At 75.4% G+C, this 18452-nt stretch carries 17 protein-coding genes; 7 read left to right on the forward strand and 10 right to left on the reverse strand.

The features are described from left to right. Positions 1-102 precede the first annotated feature (102 nt). Positions 103-996: a DUF72 domain-containing protein gene (locus AC3WUG_RS02920; protein ID WP_492326275.1), complete on the reverse strand. Its 894-nt coding sequence runs from the start codon at positions 994-996 to the stop codon at positions 103-105. A gap of 125 nt (positions 997-1121) precedes the next feature. Here AC3WUG_RS02920 and AC3WUG_RS02925 point away from each other — a divergent pair, with 125 nt between their 5' ends. Together AC3WUG_RS02925 and AC3WUG_RS02930 are read left to right on the forward strand one after the other, a co-directional pair. Then, on the forward strand, positions 1122-2564 hold the full coding sequence (locus AC3WUG_RS02925) for an MFS transporter (RefSeq protein WP_492326276.1): 1443 nt from the start codon (positions 1122-1124) through the stop codon (positions 2562-2564). Then, a complete protein-coding gene (locus AC3WUG_RS02930) occupies positions 2561-3529 on the forward strand; it encodes an alpha/beta hydrolase (RefSeq protein ID WP_492326277.1) in 969 nt (322 codons plus the stop codon). Before AC3WUG_RS02925 ends, AC3WUG_RS02930 begins: the two co-directional genes overlap by 4 nt. A 9-nt stretch (positions 3530-3538) precedes the next feature. On the opposite strand, the gene AC3WUG_RS02935 is transcribed toward AC3WUG_RS02930, so the two are convergent. Continuing rightward, a complete protein-coding gene (locus AC3WUG_RS02935) occupies positions 3539-4135 on the reverse strand; it encodes a TetR/AcrR family transcriptional regulator (RefSeq protein WP_492326278.1) in 597 nt (198 codons plus the stop codon). A gap of 97 nt (positions 4136-4232) precedes the next feature. Here AC3WUG_RS02935 and AC3WUG_RS02940 point away from each other — a divergent pair, with 97 nt between their 5' ends. From AC3WUG_RS02940 to mtnN, 4 genes are all read left to right on the forward strand, one after another. Next, positions 4233-5066, forward strand: a complete 834-nt coding sequence (locus tag AC3WUG_RS02940; protein WP_492326279.1) for an alpha/beta fold hydrolase — start codon at positions 4233-4235, stop codon at positions 5064-5066. Positions 5067-5137: 71 nt separating this feature from the next. Beyond that, complete coding sequence (locus AC3WUG_RS02945; RefSeq protein WP_492326280.1) at positions 5138-6079, forward strand: DNA-3-methyladenine glycosylase family protein; 942 nt, start codon at positions 5138-5140, stop codon at positions 6077-6079. Between the two features lie 115 nt (positions 6080-6194). Continuing rightward, entirely contained in the window at positions 6195-6647 is a 453-nt protein-coding gene (locus AC3WUG_RS02950) for an S-ribosylhomocysteine lyase (protein WP_147796879.1), read from the forward strand. After that, positions 6644-7390 carry a 5'-methylthioadenosine/S-adenosylhomocysteine nucleosidase gene (gene mtnN / locus AC3WUG_RS02955; RefSeq protein WP_492326281.1) on the forward strand — a complete coding sequence of 249 codons (747 nt, stop codon included), beginning with the start codon at positions 6644-6646 and terminating at the stop codon, positions 7388-7390. The genes AC3WUG_RS02950 and mtnN overlap by 4 nt, the downstream gene beginning before the upstream one ends. A gap of 38 nt (positions 7391-7428) precedes the next feature. On the opposite strand, the gene AC3WUG_RS02960 is transcribed toward mtnN, so the two are convergent. The 5 genes from AC3WUG_RS02960 to AC3WUG_RS02980 all read right to left on the reverse strand — a co-directional run bounded on the left by AC3WUG_RS02960 (position 7429) and on the right by AC3WUG_RS02980 (position 14319). Next, positions 7429-9066, reverse strand: a complete 1638-nt coding sequence (locus AC3WUG_RS02960; RefSeq protein WP_492326282.1) for a diguanylate cyclase domain-containing protein — start codon at positions 9064-9066, stop codon at positions 7429-7431. A gap of 127 nt (positions 9067-9193) precedes the next feature. Beyond that, positions 9194-10960: a glycoside hydrolase family 35 protein gene (locus AC3WUG_RS02965; protein WP_492326283.1), complete on the reverse strand. Its 1767-nt coding sequence runs from the start codon at positions 10958-10960 to the stop codon at positions 9194-9196. Between the two features lie 106 nt (positions 10961-11066). Further along, entirely contained in the window at positions 11067-12374 is a 1308-nt protein-coding gene (locus tag AC3WUG_RS02970; protein WP_492326284.1) for an ABC transporter substrate-binding protein, read from the reverse strand. 68 nt (positions 12375-12442) lie between these two features. Beyond that, positions 12443-13384 (reverse strand): carbohydrate ABC transporter permease, encoded by a 942-nt coding sequence (locus AC3WUG_RS02975; RefSeq protein WP_492326285.1) that lies wholly within the window; start codon positions 13382-13384, stop codon positions 12443-12445. Between the two features lie 5 nt (positions 13385-13389). Next, positions 13390-14319, reverse strand: a complete 930-nt coding sequence (locus AC3WUG_RS02980) for a carbohydrate ABC transporter permease (protein WP_324846011.1) — start codon at positions 14317-14319, stop codon at positions 13390-13392. Between the two features lie 262 nt (positions 14320-14581). On the opposite strand from AC3WUG_RS02980, the gene AC3WUG_RS02985 reads away from it, so the two are divergent. Further along, positions 14582-15616, forward strand: a complete 1035-nt coding sequence (locus AC3WUG_RS02985; RefSeq protein WP_492326286.1) for a LacI family DNA-binding transcriptional regulator — start codon at positions 14582-14584, stop codon at positions 15614-15616. A 53-nt stretch (positions 15617-15669) separates the two neighbouring features. On the opposite strand, the gene AC3WUG_RS02990 is transcribed toward AC3WUG_RS02985, so the two are convergent. The 3 genes from AC3WUG_RS02990 to AC3WUG_RS03000 all read right to left on the reverse strand — a co-directional run bounded on the left by AC3WUG_RS02990 (position 15670) and on the right by AC3WUG_RS03000 (position 18335). Beyond that, positions 15670-16599 (reverse strand): universal stress protein, encoded by a 930-nt coding sequence (locus AC3WUG_RS02990; protein WP_492326287.1) that lies wholly within the window; start codon positions 16597-16599, stop codon positions 15670-15672. A 114-nt stretch (positions 16600-16713) separates the two neighbouring features. Next, positions 16714-17541, reverse strand: coding sequence for a M15 family metallopeptidase (locus tag AC3WUG_RS02995; RefSeq protein ID WP_492326288.1), 828 nt, complete (start codon positions 17539-17541; stop codon positions 16714-16716). Then, the gene (locus AC3WUG_RS03000) at positions 17538-18335 is read right to left on the reverse strand and encodes an endonuclease/exonuclease/phosphatase family protein (RefSeq protein WP_492326367.1); all 798 of its coding nucleotides are present in this window, start codon (positions 18333-18335) and stop codon (positions 17538-17540) included. Before AC3WUG_RS03000 ends, AC3WUG_RS02995 begins: the two co-directional genes overlap by 4 nt. Positions 18336-18452 lie beyond the last annotated feature (117 nt).

An 18452-nucleotide genomic window follows, 5' to 3' on the forward strand; every position in this document is an offset into this window, starting at 1 on the left:
CTCCACGTCCTTCGTCGGCAGCGTCAGATGGGTAGAAGAGACAGACTGTCGGGTGCCCGACAGGGCCGACCCGCGGGCCGGGCGACCTCGGGTCGGACGCGGTCAGGCCCGCGCTGCCAGCGGCCCCACGCCCAGGCGCGCGGCCAGGGCCATCGCGTCGACCGGGGCCCGCACCTTCGCGTCGTTGTCGAAGTACACGAACACGTCCCGCCCCTCCGGCGCCGCGGGGGCCGGCGGACCCAGCCGGCGCGCGTCGGCCGGCTCCCCGCCCGCCGCCCACGCCCGCACCCGCGCGGCCCACCGGTCGAGCGCCGGGTCGTCGTAGCCCGAGACGTAGAGCTCGGAGTCGCCGTGCAGCCGCACGTAGACGAGGTCGGACGTGACGTCCTCCAGGTACGGCCAGCGCCCGGCGGTGTCGGCCACCACCAGCCCGATCCCGTGCTCGCGCAGCAGCGCCGGGAACTCGGGCGTCTCGTAGGACGCGTGCCGCACCTCCAGCACGTGCCGCAGCGGCCGGTCGGCGTCGGTGGTGGCGAACGCCCGGTCGTCGAGCCGCTCGTCGTGCCGCCCGGCCAGCTCGGCCGCGGCGGCCGTCGTCCGCGGCAGCAGGTCGAAGAACCGCGCCAGCCGGTCCGGGTCGTAGCCGAGCGTCGGCGGGAGCTGCCACAGCACCGGCCCGAGCGCCGGGCCCAGCGCGAGCACCCCGGAGGCGAAGAAGTTGGCCAGCGGCACCTCGACGTCGGCGAGCTTCTTCATGTGCGTGACGAACCGGCCGCCTTTGACGGAGAACACGAAGCCCTCCGGGACCTCGGCGCGCCACGCCTGGTACGACTCGGGGCGCTGCAGCGCGTAGAAGGAGCCGTTGATCTCGATGGTGCCGAGGTGGCGGCTGGCGTGCTCGAGCTCGCGGCGCTGCGGCAGGCCCTGGGGGTAGAACACCCCGCGCCACGGCGCGTACCGCCACCCGGAGATGCCGATGCGGACGGTCGCGGTCATGGCCGGACCGTAGGCAGGCCCCGCGCGCCCGGCAACCGCTCCGGACGGGTGACGCCCCGGCCCGCGTCGCCGCGTGTTCAGGCGTTCGACACGCGCGGGACGCCCGATGACGGTATGCCTGGCGGGTGCACGCCGATCCCGCCCCGCTGCCGCCGACGCCGGCCGGGCCCCCGACGCCCGCCGGCCCCGCGACACCCGCCCCCGCGCCCGGCGCGCGCGGCCGCATCGTCGCCTGGTCCCTCTGGGACTGGGGCTCGGCCGCGTTCAACGCCGTCATCACGACGTTCGTGTTCACGCGCTGGCTGACCAGCGACGCGTTCGTCGACCCGGCCGTCGTCGCGGAGGGCGGCGCCGCGCTGGACGCCGCGCTGGCCCGGCACTCGACCTGGCTCGGCTGGGGGCTGACCGCCGCCGGGGTGCTCATCGCGCTGCTCGCCCCGCTGACCGGCACCCGCGCGGACGGCTCGGGGCGCCGGCGGCGGAACCTCGCGGTGCAGACCGCGGTGACGGTGGCGCTGTGCGCCGCGATGGCGCTGGTCCGGCCCGACCCGGACTCGCTCACCGCGAACCTGCTGCTGGGCATCGCGCTGCTCGCGACCGCGAACCTCACGTTCGAGCTGGCGAGCGTGCACTACAACGCGCTGCTCCCCCGGGTCGCGACGCCGGCGACGCTCGGCCGGGTCAGCGGGCTCGGCTGGGGCGCGGGCTACCTGGGCGGCATCGTGCTGCTGCTGGTGCTGTTCGTCGGGTTCATCAACCCGGAGGTCGGCTGGTTCGGGGTGACGGGCGAGGACGGCGTGAACATCCGCGTCGCGGTGCTGGTGTCCGCGCTGTGGTTCGGCGTGTTCGCGATCCCGGTGCTCGTGGCGGTGCCGGACGACCCCGCGGAGGCCGCCGCGGCGCGTCGCCGGCCCGGCGTCCTCGAGGCGTACCGCCGGATCGTCGCCGACGTGCGCGACCTGTGGCGGACGTCCCGCAGCACCGTGTGGTTCCTGCTCGCGAGCGCCGTGTACCGCGACGGGCTCGCGGGCGTGTTCACCTTCGGCGCGGTCATCGCGTCCGGCACGTTCGGGTTCTCGGCGAGCGAGGTCGTGGTGTTCGCGATCGCCGCCAACGTGGTCGCCGGCGTCTCGACGCTCGCGGCCGGCGCCCTGGACGACCGCGTCGGGCCCCGGGTGCTCATCGTCGTCTCGCTGGCCGGGCTCGTGGTGGCGGGCGTCGCCACGTTCGCGCTCGCGGGCGCCGGCACCTCCGCGTTCTGGGTGTGCGGGCTGCTGCTGTGCGTGTTCGTCGGGCCGGCGCAGTCGGCGAGCCGCTCCCTGCTGACCCGGATCGCGCCGCCGGGGCGGGAGAGCCAGATCTTCGGCCTGTACGCGACCACCGGCCGCGCGGCGAGCTTCCTCGCGCCGTTCGCGTTCTCGACCGCGGTGGCCGTCGCGGGCTCGCAGCGGTGGGGCATCCTGGGCACCGTGCTCGTCATCGCGATCGGCCTGGCCGCGCTCCTGCCGCTGCACCTGGCCGCGGCCCGGCCCGGGGCGCGCGCGTCGACCGACGGGGGCCGGGAGTGACCGGCTGGCGCCCCGACCCGCTCGGCCCCGGCTGGGAGCAGCGCACCCTCGCGCTGTCGGGGACGGACCCCGACCTGGTGGCGACGGTCGTCCGCCGGACCCCGGAGCCCGGGTCGGCCCCCGCCGGCAGCGCCGTGCTGCACGTGCACGGGTTCAACGACTACTTCTTCCAGACCCACCTGGCGGACGCGTTCGCCGCGGCGGGCCACACGTTCTACGCCCTCGACCTGCGCCGGTGCGGCCGGTCGTGGCGCGAGGGCCAGGTGCCGCACTACGTCGACGACCTGGCCGAGTACCGCGCCGACCTGGGCCTGGCCGCGCGGCTGCTGCGCGACGAGCTGGGCCACGACCGGCTGACCGTGCACGGCCACTCGACGGGCGGGCTGACGGCGGCGCTGTGGGCGGACAGTCCGGGCGGCCGCGCCGCGGTGGACGCGCTGGTGCTGAACAGCCCGTGGTTCGACCTGAACTCCCGGTGGTTCCACCGCGTGGTGTCGACCTGGGTGCTGGACAGCCTGGGGCCGGTGGACCGGATGCGGGTGCTGGCCGACGGGCCGTCCGCGTACTCGTGGCACCTGCACGCCGACCACGGCGGCCGCTGGGAGTACGACCGGTCGCTCAAGCCCGCCGAGGGGTTCCCGGTGCGGGCGGGCTGGCTGCGCGCGGTGCGCCGGGGCCAGGCACGGCTGGGCCGCGGGCTGCGGATCGACGCCCCCGTCCTGGTCGCCACCGCGGCGGAGTCCGGGCCGAACTCCCGGTCGAACCCGCTGCTCGACGCCCAGGACACCGTGCTCGACGTGCAGCAGATCTGGGCGCGCGCGCCCCGGCTCGGCGACGACGTCACGCTCGTGACGATCCCGGGCGGCATCCACGACCTCGCCCTGTCGGCCGACGGGCCGCGGGCGGAGTACCTGAGCACGGTCACGGAGTTCCTCGCGCGGGTGCAGGGCGACCGCGCGGCCTGACGCCCGGAGTCAGCCCCGCAGCCCCGCCGCGTCGATCAGCGTCGCCGCAGCCGAGCGCGCCTGGACCGCCGCCTCGGCTGTTCCGGCGATCGCCGCGGTGGTCTGGGCGCCCTCCGCGAGGATCGCGAGCTGCGCCGCGAGCGCGGGAGGGCCGCCGACGTCGGCGACGAGGCCCGCGACGTACTCCTGGAACCGCGCCTTGTGCGCGCGGACGATCTCGGCGACCTCGGGCGAGCACCCGCCGAGCTCGCCGAACGAGTTGATGAAGATGCAGCCGTGGAAGTCGGTCTCGCCGAACCACCCGGCCAGGTGGTCGTAGACGGCCAGCAGCCGCTCGCGCGGGCTCGGCGCCGCGTCCACGGCGGCCCGCACGCCGCGCTCCCACTGCGCGCTGCGGCGGCGCAGCACCTCGGCGACGATCGCGTCCTTCCCGCCGAACAGGGCGTAGAGCCGCTTCATCGGGACGCCGGCCTCGGCGCGCAGCTCGTCCATGCCGACGGCCTGGATGCCCCGGGAGTAGTAGAGCCCGTCGGCCGCGGCCAGCACCCGCTCGCGCAGCTCGTCGGCGGACGGGGCCGGACGGCCCGCCTCCTGCACCTGGCCCATGGCCGCCTCCTGGGGGTTGCGCGGAAAACGCTCGTTCTCTAGTGTAGGCGACATCGCGGAGAACGACCGTTCTCCGACGTCAGGGAGAGGGCTGACCATGCCGTACATCACCGTGGGTACCGAGAACACCACGTCGATCGACCTCTACTACGAGGACCACGGGACGGGGCAGCCCGTCGTCCTGATCCACGGCTACCCGCTCGACGGGCACTCCTGGGAGAAGCAGTCGGCCGCCCTGCTGGACGCCGGCTACCGCGTCATCACGTACGACCGCCGCGGGTTCGGGCAGTCGAGCCAGCCCACCACGGGCTACGACTACGACACGTTCGCCGCCGACCTGAAGACGGTGCTCGACACCCTGGACCTGCGCGACGCGGTCCTCGTCGGGTTCTCGATGGGCACCGGCGAGGTCGGCCGGTACCTGGGCACGTACGGCTCGGAGCGGGTCGCGAAGGCCGTGTTCCTGGCGTCGCTCGAGCCGTTCCTGCTCCGGACCGACGACAACCCGACGGGCGTCCCGGGCGAGGTGTTCGACGGCATCGTCGAGGCGGTGACCGCCGACCGGTACGCGTACTTCACCAGCTTCTACGCCGACTTCTACAACACCGACGAGAACCTGGGGTCGCGGCTGTCGGAGGAGGCGCTCCGGCACTCCTGGGACGTCGCCGCCGGGTCGTCCTGGTTCGCGTCCAGCGCCGTCGTGCCCGCGTGGCTGACCGACTTCCGCGGCGACCTCCCGAAGATCGACGTGCCGGCGCTGATCGTGCACGGCACCGCGGACCGGATCCTGCCGATCGACGCCACCGGCCGCCCGTTCCACGCGGCGCTGCCGCAGGCCGAGTACGTCGAGATCGAGGGCGCCCCGCACGGGATGCTCTGGACGCACGCCGCCGAGGTGACCGAGGTCCTGCTGGACTTCCTGAAGCGCTGACCCCGCGCACCCGCGACGGCGCCGACCGGGCCCACGAGGCCCGTGTCGGCGCCGTCCGGCATGCTGGAGGGGTGCAGCACCCCGGCGGCCCCGAGACCCGCGGGTACGTCCCGGACGGCCCGCTCGACGTCCGGCTCACGCTGATGCTGGTCCGCCGCGGCGGCCTCGACCCCGCGCTCCGGATCGAGCGCGACGGCACCGTCTGGCACGCCCTGCGGACCGCGGACGGTCCCGCCACGCTGCACCTGCGCCCCGGACCGGGTGGCGTCGCCGCGGCCGCCTGGGGGCCCGGCGCTGCCCGGGCGCTCGCCGGGCTGCCGGACCTGCTCGGCGCCCGCGACGACCCGCGCACGTTCGACCCCGTCGGCCACCTCGCGCTCGCCGCCGCGCACCACCGGCTGCGCGGCCTGCGCATACCCCGCACCGGCGACGTGCTGGGCGCCCTGGTGCCCGCGGTGCTGGAGCAGCGCGTCGTGACCGTCGACGCGCACCACGCCTGGCGCTGGCTGCTCCTGCGGCACGGCGAGGTCCCGCCCGGGCCGGCGCCCGCGGGGATGCGGGTGCCGCCGGACGCGCTCGGCTGGCGCCGGGTGCCGGTGTGGGACTGGCGGCGGGCCGGCGTCGACGACCAGCGGTCCTCGACGATCCTGCGCGCCGCCGCGGTGGCCAGGCGGCTGCAGGAGGTGCTGGACGTCGCCCCGGACGCCCCGGGCGCCGCCGCGGAGGTCCGGCGGCGGCTCGCCACGGTGCCCGGGATCGGCGTGTGGACCGTCGCCGAGACCACCCGGCGCGCGCTCGGCGACCCGGACGCCGTGTCGGTCGGCGACCTGCACCTGCCCCGCCTCGTCGGCACCGCGATCGCGGGGCGGCGGGTCGAGCAGGAGGAGGTGCTCGACGTGCTCGCGCCCTGGGCGCCGCACCGCGGCCGGGTCGTGCGGCTGCTCGAGCTCACCGACCGGTCCCGGTCCCCGCGCACCCGGCCGCGGCCCCGGCGCGCCGTCCGCCCGGCCTGACGGTCCGACACCTCCGTCCGCCCGCCGCGCCCGGAATACCGCGCGCCCCGCGACCGCTGCACAATGTTCCCGTCCGACCGCCGCACCACGAGGGAGTCCCGTGAACCAGCCCCGCATGAACGTCGAGTCGTTCAACCTCGACCACCGGACGGTCGCCGCGCCGTACATCCGGCTGGCCGACACGAAGGTGCTCCCGGCGGGCGACGTGATCAGCAAGTACGACATCCGGTTCGCCCAGCCGAACAAGGCGCACCTGGAGATGCCGGTCGTGCACTCGCTGGAGCACCTGTTCGCCGAGCACTCGCGCAACCACAGCGACCGGGTGATCGACTTCTCCCCCATGGGCTGCCAGACCGGGTTCTACCTGATCCTGCAGGGCGAGTGGGCCGAGGACGACGTCCAGGCCCTGGTCGCCGACACGCTGCAGGACATCACCACCGCCGGCGAGGTGCCCGCCGCCAACGAGGTGCAGTGCGGCTGGGGCGCCAACCACACCCTGGAGGGCGCGCAGGGCGCGGCGCGGGAGTTCCTCGCGCACCGCGCCGAGTGGAGCCAGGTGACCGCGTGACGGCGGCGAGCGCCCTCGCGGGCGTCGACGTCGTCGTCTCGGTCGCCATGCCGGACGAGGCGGCGCCGTTCCTGGCGCGCGCCGACGCCGTCGGCGAGCCCGCCACGGTCGGCGGCGCGGAGCACCACGTCCTGACCGTCGCCGGCCGCGACGTGCTGCTGGTCCGGTCCGGCATCGGCCTGGTGAACGCCGCCTCCGCGGCGTCCGCGGCGCTGGTGCTGGTCGCGGCGGCCCGCGGCGGCACGGCCCCGGCGGCGCTGATCAGCGCCGGCAGCGCGGGCGGCGTCCAGGCGGGCGTGCACGTCGGCGACGTCGTCGTCGGCTCGGAGCACGTCTACACGAACGCCGACGCCCGGGCGTTCGGCTACGCGCTCGGCCAGGTGCCGGGCATGCCGGCGACGTACCACGGCGACCAGGCGCTGCGCGGCGCCGCCCTGGGTGCCGACGCCGGCGACCTCACGGTGCGCGCGGGCCTGATGCTGTCCAGCGACGCGTTCGTCGACGCCAGCCTGGTCGGCCCGGTGCGCGAGCAGTTCCCCGGGGGGCTGTCGACGGACATGGAGACGACGGCGCTCGCGCAGGTCGCCCACGTCCACGGCGTGCCGTTCCTCGCCGTGCGCGGGATCTCGGACCTGTGCGGCCCCGCCGGCGCGGACGACTTCCTGACGCACGTGGACGACGCGGCCGACCGCTCCGCGGCGGTCGTGCTGGCCATGCTCGCCCGGGTGGGCGCGCCCGCCTGACGACGACGACCGGCGCGCCGGGGACTCGAGGATCCGCCTCAGCCCCCGGCGCGCCGGCCGCCCTCGTCGCCGGCCCCGCGGTCGCCCGCCCGGCGCCCGGCCGCCGCCGGGGCACCCACGGCCCCGCGGCGCTCCGCGACGGTCCGGCGCACCGCCGCACCCCGGCGCGCGCCGCCGCGACCGGGCCGGTCGCCGCCGAGCTTCGCGTCGTACATCACCTGGTCGGCGTCGTGCAGCAGCTTCTCGGTGGTGTGCGCCCGGTCCGCCACCGCGGACCCGACGCTGGCGCTGACCCGCGCCCACGCCCCGCCCACGGGCACGGACACCTGGCCCATCTCCTGCACCGCCGCCACGGCGCGCCGCACCGCGGCGGGCGTGCCGGTGACCAGCACGGCGAACTCGTCCCCGCCCAGCCGTGCGACGGCGCCGGACGGCGGCACGAGCTCGCGCAGCCGGTCGGCCACCGCCACCAGCACCCGGTCGCCCACGGCGTGCCCGAAGCTGTCGTTCACGGCCTTGAAGTCGTCCAGGTCGACGTACATCACCGCGACGCCGCGGCGCCCGTCGACCCGCCCGGCCAGCGCCTCGTCCACCAGGCGGTGGAAGTGCGACCGGTTGACCAGCCCCGTGAGCGCGTCGTGGTCGACCATGTGCGCCAGGCGCTCCTCGAGCGTCTTCTCCTGGGTCACGTCGACGAGCACGCCGTGCAGCCGCGGGCTGCCGTCGCTGTCCCGGCGCAGGACGGCGTCGTCGCGCACCCACACGTCGTAGCCGTCGCGGTGCCGGAGCCGGTAGGTGATCGACGGCAGCTGGCCGCCCTCGCCGAGACCCTCGCGCAGCGCCTCCTCGTGGAACCGCATCGCGCGGTCCGACGGGTGGATCGCGCGGGTCCACTCCCCCGCGTCGTCCAGCCACTCCTGCGGCGCGCGGCCGAGCATCCACTCCAGGCGCGGGCTGACGTACTCGAACCGGCCACCGGGCCCGGGCTCGGCGATGTAGACGACCGCCGGGACGTGCTCCACCAGCAGCCGGTAGTGCAGCTCCGCGGCGGCGAGCTCGTCGGCCAGCCGCTTGCGCTCGGTGATGTCCTGGACCATGCCGATCGCGTAGTCGGGCCGCCCGTCGGCGTCCCGCACCAGGGAGACGGTCAGGTCGACCCACAGCGTCGTGCCGTCCTTGCGCACGAACCGCTTCTGCATCGCGAAGCTGTCGGCCTCGCCGTCGCCCTCGACCATCGCGCGGAACAGCCGGTCGTTCTCGGCCTGGTCCTCGGGCACGGTGTAGTCCGCGAACGGCATCGTCGCGAACTCCTCGGTCGAGTAGCCGAGCAGCTGGCGCAGCGTGTCGTTCGTCAGCGGGGTGCGGCCGTCGAGCTGCACCAGGCCGATGCCGACCGGCGCCGCCTCGATGAGCGTCTCGAGCTGCCGCAGCCGCTGGGACTGCCGGGCCATCAGCGCCGGCAGGTCCTCGGCGGCCGGGGCGCCGCCCGCCTCCACGCGGCGCCGGCGGCGCGGCAGCCCCGGGACCCGCCCGGCGCCCTCGGCCGCCGACGCGGGCGACCGGGGCGTGAGGCCGTCGAGCGGGAACGAGCCGTCCCGGGTCAGCGCCGCCAGGGCCCCGCGCAGCACCCGGGCGCCCTCGTCGGCCTCCCACTCCTGCGACCCTGCGCCGTCCACGTCCCGATCCTCGCTGTTGCACGCGCCGCCCCGGCGAGCGTGCCGGGGACCTGCACGTGTCATCGGCGTCCTCGCAGGTCATCTGAGGCGCCGACCGGGTGGACCGGGTTGGCGGGCGGGTGACTTCTCAGACCTCCGAGGAGCCGAGGTCGGGGCCGGGGACGAACGCCACCCGCGCCTCCGCCGCGCCGTGCAGCTCGAGGACGACCAGCTCGTTGCCCTCGGCCCGCAACAGAGGTCCGGGCACGTACAGCGTCGCCGTCGGGCCCGCGCTCCAGTACCGGCCGAGCAGGAAGCCGTTCACCCAGACCAGGCCCTTGCCCCAGCCGTCGGTGCGCAGGAAGTGGTCGGAGCCCGCGACGGTGTCGAAGGTGCCGCGGAGGAACGCCGGGCCGGCGACCGGGACCGCGGGGTCGGCGGCGGGCGCCGCGGCCAGCAGGTCGGCCAGCCCGGGCTCGACGCCGTCCAGGCGCAGCGGCGTCACCGACCAGTCCGTCAGCTCGCGGGTCGCCGTGCGCGCGGGCCCGATCAGCCCCTTGGGCTCCCCGATCCGCGGGCCGTAGTTCACGCGCCCCTGGTCCTCGACGAGCAGGGTGAGCTCGCCGGCCCGGGCGGGCAGCGCGAGCGTGCGGCTGTGCTCCGTCCGGCTCAGCACGCCGACCGGCTCGCCGTCGAGCGCCACCAGCGCGCGGTCCCGGACCTCGGCGAGCGTCAGGGCGCGGTCGTCCTCGGCGACCCGGGTGCGGTACAGCGTGAACCCGGTCCAGTGGCCGAGCTCGTCGGTGGTGGGCAGGTGGTCCCACGCCGCGGGCTCGCCGAGCACGGGCAGCGCGGCGGCGAACGGGACCCGGCGGTCCAGGTCGACGGCGAGCTCCGGCGCCGGCGCCGGGGCGGCGGGCACCTCGTCCGGCACGGGCGCGTACCGGGAGATGACGTCGCGCATCGCGTGCCACTTGGCGGTGACCGCGCCGTGCTCCGCGAGGGGGGCGTCGTAGTCGTAGGAGGTGGTGATCGGCTGGTACGTGTGCTTGTCGTTGGCGCCGTTGGTGAACCCGAAGTTGGTGCCGCCGTGGAACATGTAGAGGTTCACGGACGCGCCCAGCGCCAGCAGGTCGTCCAGGTCCTGCGCGTTCATCTCGGCCGGGGCGACGTGGTGCGGCTGGCCCCACCAGTCGAACCAGCCGTCCCAGAACTCCATGCACATGAGCGGGCCGGTCGGCTGGTGCCGCCGGAGCAGCTCGAGGCGCTCCTTGGCGCGGGCGCCGAACGTGACCGTGCGGTGCAGCTCGGGGACGCTGCCGCGGGCCTGCATCTCGTCGTCGGCCTGGTCGCAGCTGAGCAGCGGGACCTCGATCCCCCGCTCGCGGTTCATCGCGATCAGCGCGCGCAGGTAGTCGTGGTCGTCGCCGTAGGCGCCGTACTCGTTCTCCACCTGCACCGCGATCACCGGGCCGCCGCGGGTGACCTGCCGCTCGGCGACCAGCGGGAGCAGCTGGTCGTAGTACTGCGCGATGGCGGCGAGGTAGCGCGGCTCGTGCCGACGCACGCCGACCTCCGGGTCGGCGAGCAGCCAGGCCGGCAGACCGCCGTTGTCCCACTCGGCGCAGATGTACGGGCCGGGACGCACGATCGCGTGCATCCCCTCGGCGGCGACGAGGTCGAGGAACCGGCCCAGGTCCCGCGGGCCGTCCAGGTCGAACCGCCCGCGCTCGGGGGCGTGGAAGTTCCACGCCACGTAGGTCTCGATGGTGTTGAGCCCCATGAGCCGGGCCTTGCGGATGCGGTCCGCCCACTGCTCGGGGTGCACCCGGAAGTAGTGCAGCGCGCCGGAGACCACCTGGTGCGGGCGGCCGTCGAGCAGGAAGTCGGTGTCGCCGATCTCGAACGTGGGCATGCTGGGTGGTGCTCCCGGGGTGTCGGTCGGTGGGGGTGCGGGGCCGGCGCTGCTCCAGCCCGGCGGGTGCCGGCCGGCGGCGGGGTCCGCCGCCGGCCGGCCGGTGTCACTTCGTGGTGAAGCCCTGCTCGTTCCCGTAGGCCACGGACTGCTCCTGCCAGTCCGCGAGGCCCTCGGTCAGCGTGGTGGAGCCGACGTACGCCTGCCCCACGGTGTCGTTGAAGATGCTGTTCGCGTAGACCTGGTAGGGCAGGTACTGCCAGCCCTCGACGACGTCGGCCGCGGACTGCGAGAGCACCTCGTTGATCTTCTGGCCGCCGAAGTACTCGGACTCCTTGCCCAGGAACTCGTCGGACTCCAGGTCCGCCGTGGTCGCGGGGAAGCCCCCGGCATCGATCCGGATCTTCGTGCCGTCGCCGTTCGACAGGTAGGTCAGGAAGTCGTAGGCGAGCTCCTTGTTCGTGCTGGCCTCGGTGATGGACAGCGCCGAGCCGCCGTTCTCCGACGACGCGGTCTGGCCCGCCTCCCACTGCGGCAACGGGGCGACCCGCCACTGGCCCGCGGCCTGGGTGACGCTGGCCTCGAGGTTGCCGGGCATCCAGGCGCCGATGGCGAGCGAGGCGATCGTGCCGTTGCCCAGGCCCTGGTACCACTCGTCGCTCCACGAGGAGGTCGGGGCGACCAGGTCCTCGTCGAGCAGCTGCTGCCACAGCTCCGCGAACTTCGTCGAGCCCTCATCGGTGAAGTCGATCGTCACGTCGGTGCCGTCCACCTGGTACGGGTGGCCGCCGGCCTGCCAGATCATCGACGTCGCGAAGCCCGCGTCGCCGGTGTCGTTGGTGATGTAGACGTTCGGGTCGGCCGCGTGCAGCGCCCGCGCGGCGGTCAGGTACTCGTCCCAGGTGGTGGGGACCTGCACGCCGTACTTCTCGAACACCGTGGTGTTGTAGAACAGCGCCATCGGGCCCGAGTCCATCGGCAGGCCGTAGATGCCGTCGCCCTGGTGCACCGCGCTCCACGGGCCGGGGCTGTAGGTCCCGTCCAGGTCGGCCGCGCCGAGGTCGCTCAGGTCCGCCAGCGCCTCGCCGATCGCGAACTGCGGCACCGCGTAGTACTCGATCTGCGCGAGGTCCGGCACGCCGGAGCCCGCCGCGACCGCGTTCTGCAGCGCGGTGTACTCGTCGGTGTTGGTGCCGGCGTTGACGACGTCGATCGTCACGTCCGGGTGCTCGTCCATGTACGCCTCGGCGATGGGCTCGACCGTGTTGTCCCAGGCCCAGACCGTCAGCGAGCCGCCGTCGGCCGCGTCGGAGCCGGAGCCGCCGGAGCCGCCGGAGGAGCAGGCGGTCAGGGCCAGGGCCAGGGCGCCGGCGACGGCTGCGCCGCGCCAGAGCCGGGAGGGGGTGGTGGTCATGCGGGGTCCTCTCACTTCGTTGTCAGAACGGGACGGACGGGTGGTGGCGGGGCGCGGCCGGGGGCCGGTCACTCCTTGACGGAGCCGGCCGACAGGCCGGACTGCCAGAACCGCTGCAGCAGCAGGAAGGCGGCGACGAGCGGGATGATCGTGAGCAGCGCGCCCGTGAGCACCAGGTTGAAGATCGCCTGGCCCCCGGCGGTGGCGGCCTGCGCGTTCCAGGCGTTGAGCCCGAGCGTCAGCGGGTACCAGTCGGGGTTCTTCAGCATGATCAGCGGCAGGAAGTAGTTGTTCCAGGTCGCGACCATCGTGAACAGCAGCACCGTGACGATGCCGGGGCCGAGCAGCGGCAGGCAGATGCGGCCGAAGGTGCGCAGCTCGCCGGCGCCGTCCATGCGCGCCGCCTCGAGCAGCTCCGTCGGGATGGCCTCGGCGGCGAACGTCCACATGAGGTAGAGCCCGAACGGCGAGATCAGCGACGGGATGATCACCGACCACGGGGTGTTGGTCAGGCCCATCTGGCTGAACATGAGGAACGTCGGCACGGCCAGCGCGGTCCCCGGGACGGCGACCGCCCCGATCACGACCGCGAACACGCCGCGCTTGCCGGGGAACTGGAACTTGGCCAGGCCGTAGCCGCCGAGCACCGCGAGGGCCGTCGCGCCGCCGGCACCCACGACCACGTACAGCAGCGTGTTGCCGAGCCAGCGCAGGAAGATGCCGTCGTCGTACGTGAGCGTGTCCGCGATGTTCGAGAACAGGGCGAAGTCGCCGCTGAACCACAGCCCGAACGAGTCGAACAGGTCCGACTGGGTCTTGCTCGCGTTGATCAGCAGCCAGGCGAGCGGGATCAGCGCGTAGATCCCGACGACCGCGGTCAGCACGGTCAGCAGCACGCTGCGGCGCGGCTTGTCCGCGCTGTACCGGCGGCGCGGCGTGCGCAGCCGGGGGCCCGCCGGGCGACGGGGGGACGCGGCCGGCGCGGAGGCCGGGGCGGAGGTGGTCGTCATCGGGCTCACGCCTCCTTGCGCATGCCGCGCAGCTGGACGACGTAGGCGACGATCATCGTGAGGACGCCCATGATGATCGCGACCGTCGCCGAGTAGTTGTACTGCTGGCCGGAGAAGGACAGCGAGTAGGCGTACAGGTTCGGGGTGAAGGACGTCGTGATCGCGTTCGGCGCGAGGCTCTGCAGGATGCTCGGCTCGTTGAAGAGCTGGAAGCTGCCGATGATCGAGAAGATCGTGGCGATCACGAGGGCGCCGCGGATGGCGGGGATCTTGATCGACCGGACGACCTGCCACTGGCTGGCCCCGTCGAGCTCGGCGGCCTCGTAGAGCGAGGCGGGGACGACCCGCAGCGCCGAGTAGAAGATCAGCATGTTGTAGCCGACGAAGCTCCAGGTCACGATGTTGCCGATCGACGCCAGCACCAGGTCGGGCGACAGCGGGTTCGGCAGCTGCACCCCGAGCAGGTCGTTGATGTTGCCGACCAGGCCGAACCGGGTGCCGTACATGAAGCCCCACATCAGCGCGGCGACCACGGCGGGCACGGCGTACGGCAGGAAGATCGAGATCCGGAAGAAGCTCTTGCCGTAGAGCCGGCCGCTGTCGACCGCCAGGGCCACCAGCAGCGCGAGGCCGAGCATGATCGGCACCTGCACGACGAGGAACCCGCCGACGCGGCCGACCGCCGCCCAGAACTGCGGGTCGGTGAACGCCCGCTGGTAGTTCTCCAGGCCGACGAACGAGTTGCCGCCGACCAGCTGCTTGCGGAACAGGCTGAGGTAGATCGAGTACGCGATCGGGGCGAGGAAGACGAGGGCGAACACGGCCATGAACGGGCCGACGAAGCCCCAGCCGGCCCACCGGCCGCGTCGCGTGCGCCGGCGGGTGGCGGCGCGCGGCACCGCGGTCGCCGGCACCGGGACGTTCTGGGTCGTCACAGCGAGCCACTCCTTCGGGGTCGGGGCGTCGGTTGATGTTGACGTCAACATCCGGCGGCGCGGGCGCCAGGTTGCCATGCGGTCAGGAACGGTGTCAACCAGAGCGCGCCTCCGCCATGGCGACGTCACCATCCGCGCGACGACGCGGCGGCGCGGGGTGGGGACCACGCCGCGGGGCGACGCGCGTCGGCGCGACCGGGACGCCGCCCGATCGTCGGGCGAGCGCCGGATGGTGACGTCACCACTCGGCTATCATCGCGGCATGACTGACACCGTCCCGGCGCCGGGCCGCAGCCGCTCCGGCCCGTCGATCGCCGACGTCGCCCAGCTGGCCGGCGTCTCGTCGCAGACGGTGTCCCGGGTGTCGACCGGCGCGGACAACGTCCGGCCCGCGACCCGCGAGCGCGTGCTCGCCGCGATGGAGCAGCTGGGCTACTCCCCCAACCACGCGGCGCGGGCGCTCCGGTACGGCAGCTTCGGCACGATCGGCGTGATCGCCCACCGCCTCGCGCGCACCGGCGAGTCCCGGACGGTGGAGGCCGTCGTGGAGGCGGCCCGCGCGGAGGGCTACACGGTCAGCCTCGTGGACGTGCAGAGCCCCTCGTCGGACGACATGACCGCCGCCGCGGCGCGGCTCTCGCACCAGTCGATCGACGGCCTCGTCATCATCCGGGCGGAGACCGCCACCCCCGCGAGCCTGGCCGTACCGCCGCGGATGCCCGTCGTCGTGTCGGACTCCCGGTTCGTCGGCCACCACCCCGCGGTCGCCGCGGACCAGGTCACCGGGACCCACCTCGCGGTGCAGCACCTGCTGGACCTCGGCCACCGCACCGTGCACCACCTCGCGGGGCCGGTGGACTCGGCGCCCGCCGAGATCCGCGTCGACACCTGGCGCGAGCACCTCGTGGGCTCCGCGCGCGAGGTCCCCGCCGTGGTGCGCGGCGACTGGAGCGCCCGGTCCGGCTACGAGCAGGGCCGGCTCCTCGCCGCAGACCCCGACGTGACGGCGGTGTTCTGCGCGAACGACGAGATGGCGGCCGGGCTCGTCCGGGCGCTGTACGAGCACGGCCGTCGGGTGCCGGACGACATCTCCGTGGTCGGGTTCGACGACATCCCGCTCACCGAGTTCCTCTGGCCCCCGCTCACGACCGTGCAGCAGGACTTCCACCTGATCGGCAGCCGGCTGGTGGACCTGCTGCTCCGCCAGATCCGGGACCACGAGACGCTGACCGACTCGCGGATCGTGGTGCCGACGCGGCTCGTGGTGCGCGCGAGCACGGCGGCGCCGCGGGGCTGAGCCGCCGGGGCCGGTCGTCGCCCGGCCCGCGCCTGGGCGGTGCGGTCCCGCCCTCAGGCCGACGCCGTCGCGCGCTCCGGCCGCGGCGGCCCGCCCTCGGGCACCGCCTCCGCGCTGCGCGTGACCAGCACCGGGCACTCGGCGCGCTGCACGACCGGCCGGCTGGTCGAGCCCAGCACCAGGCTGGCGAAGCCGCCCCGCCCGCGCGTGCCCACCACCAGCAGGCTCGCGTGCCGCGAGCGCCGCACGAGCGCCTGCGCCGGCCGGCCCTCGGCGAGGTCGAACGACACCTCGACGTCCCGCCGGGACGCCGCCCACGACCGACCGCGCTCCAGCACGCGCTCCGCCTCCTCGAGCGCCACCTCGCCGGGCGAGCGCTGCGGGTACGTGAAGGCCCAGTACGCGGGGCTGGTCGTCTCGACCGCGGTGGTCCACGCCGTCACGACGCTCACGCCGGTCCCGAGGTGGGCCGCCTGGTCGCACCCCGCCTCGAGCGCGCGGAACGACCCCGGGGACCCGTCGAAGCCGACCAGCACCGGGTCGCGGCCCGCGCCCGGGTGCGCCGACGCCGGGACCACCACCACCGGGCAGCGGGCCCGGTGCAGCACGCCGGTCGCGGCCGACCCGATCAGGGCGTTCACCACGCCCGCGCCGCGCCGGCCGACCACGACCAGCCGGGCGTCGGCGGCGCGCTCGACCAGCACCCGCGCGGGCGGGCCGTGCCGCACCTCGGGCCGGGCGACCACACCCGGGGCGGCCTCGACCGCGATCCGCGCGCCCTCCTCCGCGACCTGCCGCACCTGCTCCTGGACCTCGCGGCCCAGCCACGACTCGCCGGCCCCGCCGCCCTCGCGGCCCGCGAAGCCCCAGACGTGCACCACGTCGAGCTCCCAGCCGCGGCTCGCGGCCTGCGTCGCGGCCCACCGGACCGCCGCGGCCGACTCGACCGACGTGTCGTAGCCGACGACCACCCTGTCGTCCATCCCCGCACCTCCGTCCGGATGACTGACGTCGGATGCGTCCACCATGCGCCTCGACCCGGTGGACACGCCAGGCCCTAGGTCCCGGCGGCACGGCCGCCGCTGCGCGTCCGCAGGTCAGCGGCCGGTGGTCGAGAAGTGCTGGTAGTCGACGGGCGACGACCAGTCCCCGCCCCACCGCCAGCCGTGCGCGGCGAACGCCCGCACGACCGCGTCCCCCGCCAGCACCACCCCCGGCGCGTCGGGCCGGGACGCGTACGGGACCCCCTCGGGCGGGAGCACCAGCGACCCGCGCACGTACGGGTTCTCGACGGGGTTCAGGTCGAGGGCCCGGCCGTAGGCGTGCTCGGACCAGCCGGTGCCCCGGCTGATCGGCCGGCAGTTGAACGCCGACGTGTTGTCGGCCGCCATCGAGGCGTCGTCGTCGCCGCCGAAGTCGTCGACCAGCCGCATCGACCGCACCGGGTAGCCGAGGGCGAACAGCTCGCCGAACACCGCGACGACGCTGTCGGCGACGTCTGCGTGCACGACGAGCTCCCCGGTCGCGGTCCCGCCGTCGAACCCCCGGTGGGTGACGGTGACGTACCGCAGGTCGGCGAGCGGCACGGGGCAGCCGGCCCGCCAGGACGACGACATCCGGGCCGCCAGCTCGGGCGTGATCGGGCCGACGGTGCCCGCGTAGCCGAGGGCGTAGGCGTCGGCGGCCACCGCGCCGTGGTCGGCCCAGGCGGCGTCGGGGGCGAGGACCGCGGCGGGGTCGGCGGCCGGTGCCGCGGCGGGGCCCGGCGTCGGGTCCGGCGTCGGGTCCGCGGCCGGCGCGGGGTCGGGCGTGGCGAGCCCCGGGCTGCGCCCCGGCGACGGCGCGGGGTCCGCGCCCGGCGTGCACCCGGAGAGGGCCAGCACCAGCACCCCGGCGACCGCCGCCGCCCGCCGCACCCCCCTCACGACGTCAGCTCCACGTCCACCACCACCGCGAAGTGGTCGGACGGGTACCGCCCCGCGACCGGCGTGGTCCCGGCCAGCCGGGCGCCGTCCGCGCGCAGCGTCCCGCCGGCGCGGCCGGGCCGGGCGAGCACGTGGTCGATCCGGCGGTCGATCAGCTCGGTGGCCTCCCGCGGCGCCTCGGGCACGACCGAGCTCAGGGTGGCCGCCGCCGGGTCGCCGCCGCCCAGCGGCCACAGGTCCGCGAGCTGCCGGGTCAGCGCCGCCATCTGCGGGCCGTCGGGCCGCGCGTTGAGGTCGCCCAGCACCAGCACCGGCAGGTCGCCGTCCAGCTCGGCGTCCGCCGCGAGGTCCGCGAGCGCCCAGGCCTGGGCCATCCGGTCCTCCGCGTACCGGGGCTCCCACTCGAGGGTGGCGACCAGGACGTGCAGCGGCCCGGCGGGGTGGTCGAGCATGGCGTGCAGGACGTGCGCCGGCGGTCCGGGGCGCTGGGTCGCGGGCAGCGGCACCGTCCGCGTCGCGAGCGGCGGCCACCGGGCGACCAGGGCGATGCCCATCTCGACGCCGGCCAGGTCGGGCTCGGGGGCGTCCGGGACCGGCGGCAGCCCGGTCGGCACGAACACCGCCGCCGGCAGGCCGAGGTGCTCCGCCACGAGGTCCGCCTGGGTGCCGTCGGCGTCCCGCCAGGTCTCGACGAGCGCCAGCACGTCGGGGCGGGCGTCCGCGAGCACGCCGAGGACGGCGGCCTCCCGCTCCCGCCACGCGCCCCCGAAGCGCCACCACACGTTCCACGTCATGGCCCGCACGCCGCCAGCGTAGGGACCGGCGCGCCGACGCGCGCGCGGGCGTTCCCGACGCCGGCGCACCCGCGCGCGGGCGGCTCCCCGCCCCCCGCCATCCCCTCCCCGCCCCCG

Source organism: Cellulomonas sp. EB106-03-03-XG116 (assembly GCF_058792015.1).

Excerpts from the sequence above, each read along its gene's own strand:
- AC3WUG_RS02920 (WP_492326275.1), bottom strand. The coding sequence starts at position 996 with ATGACCGCGACCGTCCGCATCGGCATCTCCGGGTGGCGGTACGCGCCG.
- AC3WUG_RS02935 (WP_492326278.1), bottom strand. The coding sequence starts at position 4,135 with ATGGGCCAGGTGCAGGAGGCGGGCCGTCCGGCCCCGTCCGCCGACGAG.
- AC3WUG_RS02940 (WP_492326279.1), top strand. The coding sequence starts at position 4,233 with ATGCCGTACATCACCGTGGGTACCGAGAACACCACGTCGATCGACCTC.
- AC3WUG_RS02950 (WP_147796879.1), top strand. The coding sequence starts at position 6,195 with ATGAACGTCGAGTCGTTCAACCTCGACCACCGGACGGTCGCCGCGCCG.
- AC3WUG_RS02965 (WP_492326283.1), bottom strand. The coding sequence starts at position 10,960 with ATGCCCACGTTCGAGATCGGCGACACCGACTTCCTGCTCGACGGCCGC.
- AC3WUG_RS02970 (WP_492326284.1), bottom strand. The coding sequence starts at position 12,374 with ATGACCACCACCCCCTCCCGGCTCTGGCGCGGCGCAGCCGTCGCCGGC.
- AC3WUG_RS02975 (WP_492326285.1), bottom strand. The coding sequence starts at position 13,384 with ATGACGACCACCTCCGCCCCGGCCTCCGCGCCGGCCGCGTCCCCCCGT.
- AC3WUG_RS02985 (WP_492326286.1), top strand. The coding sequence starts at position 14,582 with ATGACTGACACCGTCCCGGCGCCGGGCCGCAGCCGCTCCGGCCCGTCG.
- AC3WUG_RS02990 (WP_492326287.1), bottom strand. The coding sequence starts at position 16,599 with ATGGACGACAGGGTGGTCGTCGGCTACGACACGTCGGTCGAGTCGGCC.
- AC3WUG_RS03000 (WP_492326367.1), bottom strand. The coding sequence starts at position 18,335 with ATGACGTGGAACGTGTGGTGGCGCTTCGGGGGCGCGTGGCGGGAGCGG.